We start from the raw sequence: 14,022 nt of genomic DNA on the forward strand, positions 1-14,022 counted from the left end.
GATGATCTTCAAGTCAATCGGTGACCTGCGGTAATGACCATCCGTGACGTCCGAGCGAGCCCGCACCTCGCCGGTCACGGCCGAACAGCACGCTGTGCGCGCTGAAGGCTGCTGCGGGCGGCCGCTGCCACCCGGTCCGGGGTGAGGCCGAACTGCCGGTAGAGCGACTGGTAGGGAGCGGAAGCACCGAACTGCTCGATACCCATGGCCTCTCCGGCGTCCCCGATGAAGGGGTGCCAGCCCAGCGAGGTGCCGGCCTCCACGGAGACCCGGGCCTTCACGTGGGGCGGCAGCACAAGGTCGCGGTAGTCCTGGTCCTGTTCGCAGAACCATTCCACGCACGGCATCGACACCACACGGGTGCTGATTCCCTCCTGCTGGAGGAGACCGCGGGCGGCCAGGGCAAGGTGAACTTCGCTGCCGGTTGCGATCAGGATCACCTCGGGGGCATCGTCACCGGCCTCGGCCAGGATGTATCCCCCGCGGGCAACTCCCTCGGCCGGGGCCAGACCTGAGGAACCGCTCCGGTCGAGCACGGGCAGGTTCTGCCGGCTCAGGCACAGCCCCGCGGGCCGGTCGGTGTGTTCAAGGACGGTGCGCCAGGCGATGACCGTCTCGTTGGCATCCGCGGGGCGGACGATGTCGAGGCCGGGGATGCCGCGCAGCGCCCAGAGGTGCTCGATCGGCTGGTGAGTGGGACCGTCCTCGCCGAGCCCGATGGAGTCATGGGTCCAGATGTAGGTGACCGGCAGCTTCATCATGGCGGCGAGGCGGACCGCCGGACGCATGTAGTCGGAGAAGACCAGGAAGGTGCCGCCGTAGGGGCGGGTACCGCCGTGCAGGGCAATGCCGTTGAGGATGGCGCCCATGGCGTGTTCGCGGATGCCGAAGTGGACCGTGCGCCCGTAGCGGTGTCCGGCGAAGGCTTCGGTCGCGAACTCCTCGGGGATGAAGGAGGGCTCCCCCTTCATGGTCGTGTTGTTGCTGTCGGCCAGGTCCGCGGATCCGCCCCACAATTCGGGCAGTACCCCGGCGAGGGCGGAGAGCACTTCGCCGGACGCCTTGCGGGTGGCCATCTCCTGGCCGGGGGCGAAGACCGGCAGGCCCTGCGCCCAGCCTTCGGGGAAACGACGGACGGAGATCCTGTCGTAGGCAGCGGCCCGCTGGGGGTGGGCGGTGCGCCAGTCCGCGTAGAGCTTGTCCCACCGCCCGTGCGCCTGAAGCCCGCGGTCTGCGGCCCGGCGGGCGTGGGCGAGGACCTCCGGGGGCACCTGGAAGGAGCGTTCAGGATCCAGACCCATGGCGGCCTTCGCGCCCGCTGCCTCCTCGCGACCGAGAGCGGCACCGTGGATCTTGCCGGAGTTCTGCTTGTTCGGGGCCGGCCAGCCGATGATGGTGCGCAGCGCCACCAGTGAAGGCCGGTCGGTGACTTGGCGCGCCTGCTCGAGTGCGTCGTGCAGGGCGGGGACGTCCTCCTGGTAACCGTCGGGGGTGGTCCAGTCGACCTGCTGCACGTGCCAGCCGTAGGCCCGGTAGCGGGCGGCCACGTCCTCGGACTGGGCGATGCGGGTGTCGTCTTCGATGGAGATGTGGTTGTCGTCGTAGAGGACGACGAGGTTGCCGAGCTTTTGGTGGCCGGCCAGGGAGCCGGCCTCGTGGCTGATGCCCTCTTCCAGGTCGCCGTCGGAGGCGAAGACCCACACGGTGTGGTCGAAGGGCGACTGTCCCGGTGCGGTGTCGGGATCGAACAGGCCGCGCTCGCGGCGCGCCGCCATGGCCATGCCCACCGCGTTGGCCAGGCCCTGGCCCAGCGGGCCGGTGGTGGTCTCGACGCCGGGCGTATGGCCGTACTCGGGGTGAGCCGGAGTGAGGCTTCCTTCGGTGCGCAGCGCCTTGATGTCGTCGATTTCAAGGCCGTACCCGGACAGGTACAGCTGGTTGTAGAGGGTGAGGCTGGAGTGCCCGCAGGACAGTACGAAGCGGTCCCGGCCCGCCCATTGCGGGTCGGCGGGGTCGTGGCGCAGCAGCCGCTGGAACAGCAGGTAGGCGGCCGGAGCGAGGCTCATGGCAGTACCGGGGTGGCCGTGGCCGGCGGTCTCCACCGCGTCGACCGCGAGGGCTCGGGCAACATCGACCGCGCGGCGATCGAGCTCGGTCCACTCGAAGGGGGCGGACAGCGGGGCCGGTGGGGTCGTACTCGCCTGGGGGTTCACAGGGTGCTCAGGGCTCCTAGTCGAGGAAGGGTCTACGAGGCGGAAGCGGCGTGGACCGGGCCCGTCGCAGCCGTCCTGGCCGACAGTGCGAGCCGGCTTGAGCCATCCCCACCGCGGTCATCCTGAAGGGGGTGGGAGTGGTGGCCAACGGCCCCGGCGACAGCCCGTCAAGTCGGCCGGGAGTTCATCAAGTCGGTCCTGGTCGGGCTGCACCGCTCGCGGTTGGGTCAGGCCATGGCGCAGACTCCCGCAGCAGCACGTGGCCCCCCTGCGTACGTCCTTCGCATCATCGGGGCGCCGGCCACGCTCTGGGGTCCCCGGGCGGCGGATGTCGCGGCCCGGCCGGCTTGGCGGGGAATGGTGCCCCGCAGGGGTGCGCCGGCGGGAGCAGCGGCCTGGCTTCGCCGACGCAGCCGCTGGTAGGTCGCGAGAACGCCGCGGGGGTCGCCAGTGTGGCGCAGCTCGTGCATCAGCCCCTCGTACAGCGGCTGTTGGGCGCGAAACCGCGAGAGGAACAGCACCAGGTCGTCCAGCAGGGCGCGGCACCGCCCCAGCTGTGCCTCGGCGGACATCCATTGGTCCAGGGCCCGCTGCCAGGACCGTTCGAGTCGGGCTGCGTGGGCGCGCAGGTGGGGGCCGGTCAGCACGCCGGAGTACGGTTCGCCGGACCACAGGGCCAGGGCGCCTCGCAGCCGGCCGGCCGCGGTCTCGAAATCCTCGGTCTCCATCGCGCGGTAGCCGGCGCCTGCTTCCCGCTCGAAAGCCGCGACGTCACTGGTGCCTCCCTCGCTGTGGAGCCGGTAGCCGCCCGGCAGTCCCGCCAGCACGGTATGGGCAGTGCGGCGCTCGCTGCGGGTGTCACCGGCGCGCCCCTGGCTGTGGGCGAGGGCAGCCTGGATGAGGACTCTCACGTGCCGGACATGCCCCTCCAGCATGTCGGTGGCGCGGCGGGGCGGACCCGCGGGCCACAGCTCCTCGACCAGTACCACTGTGGGCACCATGTGGTCGGCCTGTGTCGCAAGCAGCGCCAGAACCTGCCGGGTCTGCGCTTCGGTGGGTGTGATGGGTGATCCGCCCTCGTGCACGGACAGTTCCCCCAAAAGCTTCAAGTCCATTCCGCCCCCCTCGATGTCCATCGCGCTCGTCGCCGCGCCCGTAGGGCTCGCGCTGCAGCACGGTGCGCTCCCTCGCACCCGAGTACACTAAATAATAGTAGTTGTTTTCTTTTTTGGGAACCCCGTGACACCGGAGGACGAGGCCCGCATGCACAGTCGGCCGCTGTACGGCAAGCCTCAACAGGCCTCGCACGCCCACCACTTGAAGAAGTGCCGATACTCTCGGCCCATGGGGACGGGCACCGACACCGCGCCCAGGTCGCCCACTCGTCGCGTCTCCGACTCCTGGGCCCCCAGCCATCCGGTACATGCGGAACCGACACAATCGACGAGGACCGTCGAGCACGAAAGGACAGTGACCAGCACACCGATGAGCCGCGAACTCCTTCACCCCACCCTTGACGAAATCCGCCTGGAGAACGTCATGAAGGCCCTGTCAGACCCGGTCCGGATGCACATGGTCCGCGAACTCTCGCGCACGACAGGTGAGTTGTCAGGCGCGTCCATCGATGTGCCGGTCAGCAAAGCCACAGCCACTCACCACTACCGGGTTCTGCGCGAAAGCGGGGTGATCCAGCAGAACTACCGGGGCACCGCCAAGATGAGCAAGTTGCGGCGCAACGACCTCGAATCTCTTTTCCCTGGCTTCCTCGACGCCGCACTCACCGCGGCCGTGCACGAGATGGCCCGCCACAGCGGGTGTTTGAGTCAAGGGTGAGCGTCTGAACCAACGGCCCAGCGGGATGCGCGCAGCAGAGTCCGCGGGGCCGTGTGACGAGACAAGTACATGGCGAGTATCGCCATGTACTTGTGCCCCGGTCCGGCCCGCCACATCTTCGACCACACGCCTTGACTTGCCTGGTCGGACGGGCCGTGCGGCACTGGTCTCGCTCCAGCGCCCCGGGCATCTCCTAGCGGAGGGCGAGGAAGTGCCGCTCTTCCTCCGTTTCCGGTCTCTGCCGGGTGGGACCAAAGCGTACGCGGACGCCCATCGTCAGCAGCCCCCGTTCACTCCGCACGCCCCGCCGAACTCCGCATCCTGCTGGGCCTGGGCGTCGAGGATCGCCTTGCGCAGCTGGGCGGGGCTCGGCACACCCTCGATACGGACGTCACCGACCAGGAGGGTCGGCACGGACTGCACGCGGTGCGCCTGCGCCTCGCGGAGCGCGTCCTGGTGCTTGTCGCTGTACGTGCCCTGTTCAAGGGCCTCACGGAACGCGGCGCCGTCCAGTCCGATCTCCTCGGCCAGCGGCTGCAGGACGTCGAGATGACCGAGGTCCTGGTCCTCTTGGAAGAAGGCGCGGAACATACGACGCGTGTACTCGGTGCCCTTGCCGTGCTCGGCCGCGAATTGGTAGCCCTCGAAGGCGAGGCGGGTGTAGGGCTGCGGAGAGACGGTGGGCAGGGTGATGTCGACATCCAGGCGGCGGGCCATGGGGTACACCGCGCGCCGCCAGATGTCGGGCAGGTAGGCGTCCTCGGGCCGCAGGGTGGGCTGCGGATGGGGCCGCAGCTCGAAGGGCTTCCACTCGATCTCGACGTCGAGGTCCTTCGTCGCCTCTTCCAGCGGCCCCTCGGCCAACATGCAGAAGGGGCAGACGTAGTCGGACCAGACCTGGATCTTGACTGGGGTGCTCATCACAGTCGGCCTTTCCGGCCGGTCAAGAACTCCTGGAACGGCACTTCGTGCCCCTCGATCGGGGCGTGCGTCACCTTGATCGGCCAAGTGGTGGGGTCGGTGGAGAAGATGGAGTACGAGTCGGCGTAGTCGAAGCCGTACACGCCGGCGGTCCTGCGGTCGGCCGCGTACACGATGTGCTCGATGTTGAAGTAGAGGGCGGCCATGTAGCACAGGGCGCAGGGCTCGCCCGAGGCGATCAGGGTGGATCCCGCGACGCCGTACCTGCCGGCCTTCTTCGCCGCGGCGCGCAGCGCGACGACTTCGGCGTGTGCCGTGGGGTCGTTGTCCTCGTGGACCCGGTTGAAGCCGGTGCCCAGGACGAGGCCGTCCCGTACGACGATCCCCGAGAAGGGAATGCCGCCTTCGGCGACGTGACTGCGACTGATCTTGACGGCTTCCTCCACGTAGGGAGTCAGGTGATCGAGGGGGTCGCTTTGCATGGCGGAGTCGGTCCTTGAGAGGGGGCGGGGGTGTCGGTCGAGCACGGGGGCGGCGTCGTGGCCGAGAGCTGCCCCGGTGCGGTGGAGGTGTCCTCAGACGCCGACGCCCTGGGCCTCCTGCGGCCGGTCGACGGGCTGTTCGGTGCTGCTCTGCTTGTCGGCGAGCTTGAGCCAGACGACGCCGAGGATGATGACGCCGAGCCACAGGGACTGGACGAGGGTGAGGCCCTCGTCGAAGAAGACGGGCCCGAGGGCCGCCGCTCCGGCCGCTCCGATTCCCGCCCAGACGGCATAGCCGATGCCGACGTCGATGGTGCGCAGCGCGACACTCAGCGCCCACAACGTCAGAAGGAAGAACACGACGGCAACCAGCGACCAGGTCAGGCGGGTGAAGCCGTGGCTTCCGCCCACCGAGAGCGCGTAGCCGATCTCGAAGAAGCCGGCGAGGAGGAGCATGAGCCAGGAGTTGGCGGCGGAGGGGCTGGTCGAGGACATGAGGAAGGTGCCTTTCGTGAGGTTCGGGTGGTGGGCGGGCGACTGTCAGGCGGCGCCGCTGAGCTGGAGGCCGACGACCCCGGCGATGATGGCCACGATGCCCAGCGCCTTGCGCCAGCTGAGGCGCTGGCCGAACAGCAGGGCGCCGAGGAGGCTGATGCCGATGCCGGAGACCGAGGTCCACAGGGCGTATCCGACGCCGACGTTGAAGGTCAGCAGGGCCTGGCTGAGGAAGTAGGTGCCGAGGGCGCCGCTGACGAGGGTCACGGCCGTCCACTTGCGATTGCGGAAGCCTTCGGCCTTGCCGGCCGCGATCGCGACGCCGATCTCGAAGACGACGGCGATGGCGAGGTAGAGCCACTGCATGAGAGGGAGTCCTTTCGGTTTGACGGCCGCGATTTCCGGGCCGGCCACTCTGGGGGGCGGGAGTGGGGTGCCGCTGTTGCGACACCTTCATAGATGTTGCTTGTACATGCAAAGACAAGAGCCCCGTGTGCAACCAAAGGCTCGACTGGGGGAACGTCAGGAGCTTGCATGAGCATGTACTCTGATGTCAAACATCAACCCCAGGGAGGCTGCGACTATGGCAACTTCACACTCCGTGCCCCCGCGCACGTCCGACCACACCGCATGGAACCGCGTCCTCGCACTGCACGCACACGTGGAACGCGAACTGACCCAGGCGCTGCAGAGTCGGCACGCGATCGGCCTGTCGGAGTACCGCTCCCTGGAACACCTCGACCACGCCGACGACAGCGAGCTGCGCATGCAGGACCTCGCCGAGAGGGTGGGCCTGGGGCAGTCATCGGTAACCCGCCTGGTGGGGCGGTTGGAGACGGCCGGCTTCGCGTACAAGGACCTGTGCCCGTCGGACAAACGCGGCGTCTACGCAGTCATTACCGACGAGGGGCGGCAGCGCTACCAGGCCGCACGCGCCACCTATACCGAGGTCCTCTCCTCCGCGCTGAACGCCTTCACCGCCGACCCGGAACTGGGACCCACGGTCCAGGCCCTGCGCGCCCCCCGGAGCTGATCCCCGACTCCCCCGAACACATCGAGCACATCGCCTCAACACCCCGGACGCTTCAGGCGTCCGGGGATTTTTAGTTGTACACACAATTACCTGCGATCTGGATCACACCCACTTCGCCAAGTGCATGCTTGACCAAGCATGCACTTGGCCGGATACCTTCGCCCTCGACACCGCACGATTCAACGAACAGTCGAGCGACACCTGTGGCCGCCGACTGAGCCGACCGCAAGGAATCCCGCCGTGCCATCGCCACGTCTGGCCGAGATCATCGCCGCCCACGGCTACCACCGGCTCCACCACACAGCGCTCCACTTCAACGACCAGGCCGTCACCTACGGCGAGTTGAGCGAGCTGACCCAGAACCTGCGCAGCCACTTGCTGCGGCTGAATCTCCCGGCAGGCAGCACCGTGTGTGTGCCGGCGCACAAGACGCCGCAGACCATTGCCCTGCTGCTGGCCGTCTTCCACGAAGGCCACATCGCCCTCGCCCCCTCCCCCGACCTGGGCAGCGCCGCGCTCGAACGCCTGGCGCAGCAGGCCCGGGTCTCCCACCTGCTCACCGCGGCCGCCGACGGCGAGCTCACCGCGACGCCGGTGCGGGCGGATCAAGAGCAGGCCCAGCACTTCGCGACACCGGATCCGGCACGGACACGGCTGCTGCTGACCACATCGGGCTCGACCGGGACTCCGAAGATCGTTCCGATCGAGTCCAGCGGGTTCGACGCGTTCACCGACTGGGCCGTCCACGAGTTCACCCTGTCCCCCCATGACACCGCGCTGTCCTACGCCCCGCTCAACTTCGACCTCGCTCTCCTCGATGTCTGGACCTTCCTGCAACTGGGGGCGGAAGTCGTCCTGGTGGACCAGGGCAGGGCGACGGACGGCCCGCACCTCCGGTCGCTGGTCACGGAACACGAAGTCACCTTCGTCCAGGGGGTGCCGATGGTCCACCGCCTGCTGGTCGAGGCCGACGAGGTCTACCGGACCGTACGCCGCACGATCTTCACGGGGGACAGCATGCCGGCCTCGCTGCTGGCGCAGGTGGCAGCGGCCTTCCCCGGAACCCGCTTCCACAACGTGTTCGGCTGCACGGAGACCAACGACTCGTTCATCCACGAGTACGACCCCGCCGCGCCGGTCGGCACGATGCCGATCGGCCGGCCCGTCGCCGGCACGCGAGCACTCATCCATGCCCCGGACGGAACGGTCGTGGAGTCCGCCGGGACCGGTGAACTGCTGGTGGCCACGCCCTTCCAGACCCACGGCTACCTCAACACCGCACTGAACCCCGCGGCGTTCACCGTCGTCGACGGAGTCACCTATTACCGCACCGGCGATCTCGTCTCCCGCGACGAGCACGGCATCTACAGCCTCCAGGGCCGCGCGGACTGGCAGGTCAAGGTCCGGGGAGTGCGCACCAACCTCCAGGAGGTGGAACGTGTGATCGCCACGCACCCTGACGTGGCCGAGGCCGTCGTCGTCCCCCTGCCCGACGAACAGGCGGGAGTCCGGCTGCACGCACACGTCAGCAGGCGCCCCAGCAGCGCGCTGACCAGTCTGCAGCTGCGTACGCACACGGGAAGACACCTGCCGCGGCACGCCATTCCCACCTCCGTGCACATCACGGACGCTCCCCTTCCCCGCACCTCCACGGGCAAGCCCGACCGAAACCAGATCAAGAGCAACCGAATGAAGGAAATCCACGCATGAGCAGCAGGGACACCGCCGCCGAGATCCGCGACTTCGTCGTGACCCAGTACCTGTCCGGCGAGGACGCGTCCGATCTCACCGACGACTACGACCTCATCGAGTCCGGAGTCATCGACAGCCTCGGTCTTGTGCGGCTCATCGCGCACATCAGCCAGGCCTACGAAGTCCCCCTGGACGACATCGAGTTCGGCCCGGACAACTTCCGCAGCATCGACGCGATCACCGACCTGATCACCTCCCACACCGAGGCCCTCGCGGCCTGAACTACCCCGACGACACCTTCCAGTTACAAGGAGAAACAGCACATGATCGTCCGCAGCACCGACAACCTCGCCCCGGTCGAGTGGGGCAACGGCCTCAGTTACCGCGTCCTGACCGAGTCCGACGGCATGGGCTTCGCCATCTGCGACACCCTGGTCCGCCGCGGCACCTCCAGCGCCCTGCAGTACCGCAACCACCTCGAGGCCTGCTACTGCGTAGGGGGGTCGGGTGAGGTCGTCGAGAAGGACGGCACCCGCCACAAGATCGTGCCGGGCACGATATACGCCCTCGACCAGCACGACCCCCACTACCTCGTCGCCTCGGACGACGAGGACCTGCATCTCATCTCCGTGTTCAACCCGCCCATCAACGGCAACGAGAAGCACAGCCTGTCCGAGGACGGGTTCTCGCACTACTGATACGGCGGGGCGACGGCCCCTGTACCCCCGCCGACGGCGCCCGCTCCCCACCGGGTGCCGTCGACGGGGCACGCCACCCACCTCACCCGCAGCGGACCTAGGACAATCCTTGAGCGACGACCTCTTCCACCTCGCCACCCCGTGGGCCGACGAACTCAATGCCAACCTGCAGGAGTTGGATGCCTCCGCCGCCTTCCCGCAGGACAAGTGGAAGGCCATCCGGAGCTCAGGGATCCTGCGCACCCCCTTCCACCCCGACTTCGGCGGGAGCGGCCGCAGCCTCACCGAGACGATGCGCGCCCTGGAGGGACTGGGGTACACCTCACGCGACGCGGGCCTGTCCTTCTCCGCCTCCACCCAGATCGTGTCCGCCGGCATCCCCGTGCAGCGGTTCGCGACGCAGGAGCTCAAAGAGCGGTACCTGCCCAGGATCATGGACGGTGAGCTGATCACCGCGCACGCGATCACCGAGGAGTCCGGCGGGTCGGACGCGATGAACCTGTCCACCGTCGCCCACCGCGACGGCGACCACTACGTGGTCAACGGCGGCAAGATGTTCATCACCAACGCCCCGATCGCCGACCTGTTCCTGCTGTACGTACGCACCGGCAAGCCCGGCCCGTTCGGTCTGACCACGCTACTGGTCGGGGCCGGCACCCCCGGCCTGTCCGTCGGGCCCACGATGGACAAGCTCGGACTGCGCACCAGCCCGATCGGCACTCTCTCCTTCGACGAGCTGCGCATTCCCGTTGCCCAGCGCGTCGGCGGTGAGGGGGCGGGCTTCCTCGTCCTGGACTACGTGATGAAGCGCGAAGTCCTCTTCGGCTTCTCGCTCACGCTCGGCGAGATGACCCGCCGGCTGGAGGAGACCATCGACTTCGCCAAGGCCCGCACCCAGTTCGGGCAGCCGATCGGCAAGTACCAGGCCATCTCGCACAAGATCGCCGACATGAAGATGCAGGTGGAGACCGCCCGCAAGTGGCTCACCGACACCGGGGCGAAGGTCGAGGCGGGGCAGGACGCCTCCCTCGACCTCGCGGCCACCAAGACGATCGTGTCCGAAGCCAACGTGCAGACCGCGCTGGCCGCGGTGCAGATCCACGGCGGGCGCGGGGTGCTCACCGAGCACGGCATGGAACGCGAACTGCGCAATTCGATCGCCGGGACCATCTACTCCGGCAGCTCGGAGATCCAGCGCAACCGCATCGCCGCCCTCATCGGCCTCTAACCACCACAGGACACGCCATGACTGCTGACCTTCTCCAGCTGACCCGCCCCACCGAGTTTCTCGACTACGAGACCGACGAAGTCCAGGACTTCATCGACCACGTCGTCAAGGACCGCTCGGCCGACAAGAAGACCAACGCGATCGAGCTCTACTACGCCGTGCGCGACGGCGTCTTCTACGAGGTCTACGGGGCCGATCTCTCCCCCGAGGGGCTGAAGGCCTCGCACACCGCGAAGGTCAAGTCCGGGTTCTGCCTCCACAAGGCCGCCCTGTACGCCGCGGCAGTACGCGCCCTCGGCATCCCCTCCCGCGTCGTGTACGGCGACGTGCGCAACCACCTTGCCTCGCCCCGGCTCATCGAGCACATCGGCGGCGACGTGTTCTTCCACGGCCTGACCCAGGTTCACCTGGACGGCAAGTGGGTCAAAGCCACACCGGTGTTCAACAAGATGCTCTGCAAGCTCTACGGCATGGAGGCCTTGGAGTTCGACGGCACCAACGACAGCCTCTACCACCCGTACGGCGAGGGCGGGGGCTCCATGGAGTTCCTCGTCGACCACGGCGCCTTCGACGACGTTCCCTACGACTTCATCATCGCGACCATGCGGTCCAAGCACCCCAAGTTCCTCGACAGCGCCGGGACGGGCACCGTCAGCGGCGGGCGGCTGGCCGACGAGTCCACCCTCACCCCGTCCAAGTAGGAGATCTCCCTCATGTCCACCAGCAGCACTCCCGCCGACGGATGGGACGCCACCACCCGCATCGGGGTCGTCGTCCCGCACGCCGACGTCGGTCCGGAGGCCGAACTCCAGGCCCTGGCCCCCGCCTCGGTGTCCATCCACGGCTCCCGCATCCATTTCGCCGCCATGCGCGCCGGCGGCGAAATGGACGAGAAGATCCCGCACGACCCGGTCAGGGCATTCGTCGAACCACCCTTCCTGGACCGGGCCGTGGAACTCGTGGCGGCCTCCCCGCTGCACGCGCTCACGCTCGGCTTCACCTCCTCCAGTTACGTACTGAAGGCCAAGGGAGAAGAGGAGTTGCACGAGCGGCTGACGCCGGTCACCCGCGGACTGCCGATCACCAGCACGACGAAGGCAGCCCGCTCCGCGTTCCGCGCGCTGGGCGCCCACCGGATCGCGATCGTGAACCCGCCGTGGTTCGACGACACGCTCTCGGGCCAGGGCGCGGACTACTTCCGCGAGTTCGGCTTCGACGTCGTCCACCACGGGCCGTGCGGCCTGCCGTCCGACCAGAAGGCGATCACCCCCGGCAACCTGTCCGCCTGGATCCGCACCACGGTCGCCGGCCACCGCCCCGACGCCGTTCTCGTGGCGGGCAACGGCATCCGGGCCGTCGGCACCATCAAGCCCCTTGAGGAAGAGCTCGGATTCCACGTGATCACCGCGAACCAGGTAATCCTCTGGCACGCGCTCCACCTCGCGGACGCCGCCCACCTCGCCGCGGACATCACCGACTACGGGCACCTGTTCACCACCACCCCGAAGGACGAATACGCGTGAGCCTGCTGGACGCCGACGGTTACGAAGCCGTGTTCGGCACCCCTGAAGGAGACATCTACCGCTTCCCTCTCGTGTGCTGGCACGACGACGGCACCCATGTCTCCGGAATGGTTCTGCACAAGGGGCAGCTCAGGCGTGCCGAGCTGGTCAGCGGCTTCATGCGCTACGACACCCGCCCCGCCCCCCTGCGGGTGGACGCCTACTCGTCCCCGCTCGCCGACGCACCGCCACGGACCCACCTGCCCGCAGCCATGAGGTGACACCGCCACCGACGGACGAAGTACCGGCGGGGGCGCGCTCTTCGGCATACGAAGCGCGCGCCCCCGCTGTTCCGTGACCGTGCGATCGCCTGGTGCGCGTGGTCAGGCGGTGCGTCGGTCTTGTGTCTGCTGCCGGCCGAGTGAGCGCCACGGCTCCGCGTAAGGATCGGGCGCTGTCTTGCTGTTCGAGCCGAAACCGCTGATGCTCCGCATGTCCTGGTGCGCTGTCAGCCGAGCGTAAGTGAAGGCCGCGGAGACCAACGTCATGTGGTGGTGCCATCCGGGGAACGAACGGCCCTCGAAGTCCCGCAGGCCGAAGTTCCGTTCAAGGCGGCCCACGGTTCCGGCCGCCTCCGCACGCCGGCCGGCCAGTCCGACGAGGTCTCCGAGGGGCTGGTTCACCATGTTGGTGATCCACAAGCCGCCGCGGCGGCCCCGGCCGTCGGGTTGGGCGAACAGCCGATAGGTGTGCTGGGGCCCGGGCAGCGAACGGGTCCGAGGTAAGTGAACGAGCCCCATCGAGTACGGCCGTCCATCGGCCGGCGCGGGCACACGCTGGGGGATGAGGCCGGTACGTTCGTGTTCACTGATGAGTCGGACGGCGGCCACGGGGCCGGCCTCGGGGCACTGCCGGGCTGCCAGATGACTGCCGGGCAGGACCAGCAGGTTGTCAGGTACAGCGACGACGAGGTCGTGGCCCCGGGCACTGAGTCCGTTGATCAGTGCGGCGGCGTCCAGGTACCCGGTCGCGTCGGCCACCACCGGCATCGGGCCGTGGGCCGCGTGTACGGCCAGCTCGTCGGTCAGATTCAGGAGCCACTCCTCCGCCGAGGCCGTGACGTCGCTCGGAATGCGGGCCCGTAGCCGTCGTGCCTCGTCGGACCACTCGTCAGGAAGCAGCATGCTCCAGGCGACCGGAAGGTCTTCGGTGTCCGACGACAGGAAGACCCCGAATCCGATCTGGCAGTTGACGGTACGGCCGGCGTGCGGAATGAAGCGGCGGTGCACCCCGCAGGACTGCGCGCCCCGCTTGGGCAGTACGGCGGGGGCGATGGTCCAGCACCGGGGCCGGGTGCGCTGCTCGGCCCATCGCATGAGCTCGGCGCGGATGGGCCCCCACTCCCAAGGGCTGGAATTGATGAACTGGTGCAGGGCTTGCGCCGCCGTCGACGAGTCGGTCACCTCGGCAGCCATGCGCCGGACCGTCTTCTTGCCCGGCGTACTGAGCAGGCCCTGCACATAGGCAGCCGCCCATCTTCGTTGGTCGATCCTGGGCAGATGTCTGAAGAGCTCCTCAGCAAACCCGCTGAAGGACTCCGATCCGCCCACCCCATGCTGCGCAGTCATTTCTGGGTCCCCCCCTGTCTCCACCTACGCTCGTGGATCACGCCAAAGAGTTCCGGCTGCCGGTGCACGCGCAGCACCTCCCTCTCCGTGCACAGATAAAAATAGTTGACTTTTTCTTTTTTTGTAAAGGGTTGGCCTTGAAGGAACGTGGCCTCCGCAGCGCGGACACCCCCGCACTCCAGGCGGGTGGGAGCGCTTCGAGCCGACCCGGCAGCGACCGCACCGAAGAGCCGTCGGCTCCCGGCAAGGGCTAGGCCGCCGGTCACCGTGCTCAGATCCGCCGCCTCGGGACAAGCG

Annotated in this window: 16 protein-coding genes; 9 read left to right on the plus strand and 7 right to left on the minus strand. The window is 68.2% G+C overall.

Features of this window, described 5'->3' with window-relative positions:
* Positions 1-74: 74 nt before the first annotated feature.
* Positions 75-2,213, minus strand: a complete 2,139-nt coding sequence (gene tkt, locus ACSHXC_RS05895; RefSeq protein ID WP_438290539.1) for a transketolase — start codon at positions 2,211-2,213, stop codon at positions 75-77.
* A 227-nt stretch (positions 2,214-2,440) separates the two neighbouring features.
* A complete protein-coding gene (locus tag ACSHXC_RS05900; protein WP_438290540.1) occupies positions 2,441-3,328 on the minus strand; it encodes an AfsR/SARP family transcriptional regulator in 888 nt (295 codons plus the stop codon).
* A 355-nt stretch (positions 3,329-3,683) separates the two neighbouring features.
* Here ACSHXC_RS05900 and ACSHXC_RS05905 point away from each other — a divergent pair, with 355 nt between their 5' ends.
* A complete protein-coding gene (locus tag ACSHXC_RS05905; RefSeq protein WP_438290541.1) occupies positions 3,684-4,046 on the plus strand; it encodes an ArsR/SmtB family transcription factor in 363 nt (120 codons plus the stop codon).
* A gap of 276 nt (positions 4,047-4,322) precedes the next feature.
* On the opposite strand, the gene ACSHXC_RS05910 is transcribed toward ACSHXC_RS05905, so the two are convergent.
* The 4 genes from ACSHXC_RS05910 to ACSHXC_RS05925 form a co-directional block, all read right to left on the minus strand.
* Positions 4,323-4,967 carry a DsbA family oxidoreductase gene (locus ACSHXC_RS05910; protein WP_438290542.1) on the minus strand — a complete coding sequence of 215 codons (645 nt, stop codon included), beginning with the start codon at positions 4,965-4,967 and terminating at the stop codon, positions 4,323-4,325.
* Positions 4,967-5,449, minus strand: a complete 483-nt coding sequence (locus tag ACSHXC_RS05915) for a nucleoside deaminase (RefSeq protein WP_438290543.1) — start codon at positions 5,447-5,449, stop codon at positions 4,967-4,969. Before ACSHXC_RS05915 ends, ACSHXC_RS05910 begins: the two co-directional genes overlap by 1 nt.
* A 93-nt stretch (positions 5,450-5,542) precedes the next feature.
* Positions 5,543-5,944 (minus strand): DMT family transporter, encoded by a 402-nt coding sequence (locus tag ACSHXC_RS05920; RefSeq protein WP_438290544.1) that lies wholly within the window; start codon positions 5,942-5,944, stop codon positions 5,543-5,545.
* A 45-nt stretch (positions 5,945-5,989) separates the two neighbouring features.
* Positions 5,990-6,310 carry a DMT family transporter gene (locus ACSHXC_RS05925; RefSeq protein ID WP_438290545.1) on the minus strand — a complete coding sequence of 107 codons (321 nt, stop codon included), beginning with the start codon at positions 6,308-6,310 and terminating at the stop codon, positions 5,990-5,992.
* Between the two features lie 217 nt (positions 6,311-6,527).
* On the opposite strand from ACSHXC_RS05925, the gene ACSHXC_RS05930 reads away from it, so the two are divergent.
* From ACSHXC_RS05930 to ACSHXC_RS05965, 8 genes are all read left to right on the plus strand, one after another.
* The gene (locus ACSHXC_RS05930) at positions 6,528-6,977 is read left to right on the plus strand and encodes a MarR family winged helix-turn-helix transcriptional regulator (RefSeq protein ID WP_438290546.1); all 450 of its coding nucleotides are present in this window, start codon (positions 6,528-6,530) and stop codon (positions 6,975-6,977) included.
* Between the two features lie 240 nt (positions 6,978-7,217).
* Complete coding sequence (locus ACSHXC_RS05935; RefSeq protein WP_438290547.1) at positions 7,218-8,687, plus strand: AMP-binding protein; 1,470 nt, start codon at positions 7,218-7,220, stop codon at positions 8,685-8,687.
* Entirely contained in the window at positions 8,684-8,950 is a 267-nt protein-coding gene (locus ACSHXC_RS05940; RefSeq protein WP_438290548.1) for an acyl carrier protein, read from the plus strand. The genes ACSHXC_RS05935 and ACSHXC_RS05940 overlap by 4 nt, the downstream gene beginning before the upstream one ends.
* Positions 8,951-8,992: 42 nt before the next feature.
* Positions 8,993-9,367, plus strand: coding sequence for an ectoine synthase (locus tag ACSHXC_RS05945; RefSeq protein ID WP_438290549.1), 375 nt, complete (start codon positions 8,993-8,995; stop codon positions 9,365-9,367).
* Between the two features lie 109 nt (positions 9,368-9,476).
* Positions 9,477-10,595 carry an acyl-CoA dehydrogenase family protein gene (locus ACSHXC_RS05950; protein ID WP_438290550.1) on the plus strand — a complete coding sequence of 373 codons (1,119 nt, stop codon included), beginning with the start codon at positions 9,477-9,479 and terminating at the stop codon, positions 10,593-10,595.
* A 17-nt stretch (positions 10,596-10,612) separates the two neighbouring features.
* Positions 10,613-11,296, plus strand: coding sequence for a transglutaminase domain-containing protein (locus ACSHXC_RS05955; protein ID WP_438290551.1), 684 nt, complete (start codon positions 10,613-10,615; stop codon positions 11,294-11,296).
* Positions 11,297-11,308: 12 nt separating this feature from the next.
* A complete protein-coding gene (locus ACSHXC_RS05960; protein ID WP_438290552.1) occupies positions 11,309-12,118 on the plus strand; it encodes a maleate cis-trans isomerase family protein in 810 nt (269 codons plus the stop codon).
* Positions 12,115-12,378, plus strand: coding sequence for a DUF6253 family protein (locus tag ACSHXC_RS05965; RefSeq protein WP_438290553.1), 264 nt, complete (start codon positions 12,115-12,117; stop codon positions 12,376-12,378). Before ACSHXC_RS05960 ends, ACSHXC_RS05965 begins: the two co-directional genes overlap by 4 nt.
* A 102-nt stretch (positions 12,379-12,480) precedes the next feature.
* On the opposite strand, the gene ACSHXC_RS05970 is transcribed toward ACSHXC_RS05965, so the two are convergent.
* Positions 12,481-13,725, minus strand: coding sequence for an IS701 family transposase (locus tag ACSHXC_RS05970; protein ID WP_438290554.1), 1,245 nt, complete (start codon positions 13,723-13,725; stop codon positions 12,481-12,483).
* Positions 13,726-14,022: the final 297 nt, after the last annotated feature.

The sequence above is a fragment of the Streptomyces sp. HUAS TT7 genome, from assembly GCF_051550175.1.
Classification (GTDB): Bacteria; Actinomycetota; Actinomycetes; order Streptomycetales; family Streptomycetaceae; genus Streptomyces.

Bases quoted from the DNA above. Each gene is read 5' to 3' on its own strand.
- ACSHXC_RS05900 (WP_438290540.1), bottom strand. From the start codon at position 3,328: ATGGACTTGAAGCTTTTGGGGGAACTGTCCGTGCACGAGGGCGGATCA.
- ACSHXC_RS05910 (WP_438290542.1), bottom strand. From the start codon at position 4,967: ATGAGCACCCCAGTCAAGATCCAGGTCTGGTCCGACTACGTCTGCCCC.
- ACSHXC_RS05915 (WP_438290543.1), bottom strand. From the start codon at position 5,449: ATGCAAAGCGACCCCCTCGATCACCTGACTCCCTACGTGGAGGAAGCC.
- ACSHXC_RS05920 (WP_438290544.1), bottom strand. From the start codon at position 5,944: ATGTCCTCGACCAGCCCCTCCGCCGCCAACTCCTGGCTCATGCTCCTC.
- ACSHXC_RS05925 (WP_438290545.1), bottom strand. From the start codon at position 6,310: ATGCAGTGGCTCTACCTCGCCATCGCCGTCGTCTTCGAGATCGGCGTC.
- ACSHXC_RS05930 (WP_438290546.1), top strand. From the start codon at position 6,528: ATGGCAACTTCACACTCCGTGCCCCCGCGCACGTCCGACCACACCGCA.
- ACSHXC_RS05940 (WP_438290548.1), top strand. From the start codon at position 8,684: ATGAGCAGCAGGGACACCGCCGCCGAGATCCGCGACTTCGTCGTGACC.
- ACSHXC_RS05945 (WP_438290549.1), top strand. From the start codon at position 8,993: ATGATCGTCCGCAGCACCGACAACCTCGCCCCGGTCGAGTGGGGCAAC.
- ACSHXC_RS05955 (WP_438290551.1), top strand. From the start codon at position 10,613: ATGACTGCTGACCTTCTCCAGCTGACCCGCCCCACCGAGTTTCTCGAC.
- ACSHXC_RS05960 (WP_438290552.1), top strand. From the start codon at position 11,309: ATGTCCACCAGCAGCACTCCCGCCGACGGATGGGACGCCACCACCCGC.
- ACSHXC_RS05970 (WP_438290554.1), bottom strand. From the start codon at position 13,725: ATGACTGCGCAGCATGGGGTGGGCGGATCGGAGTCCTTCAGCGGGTTT.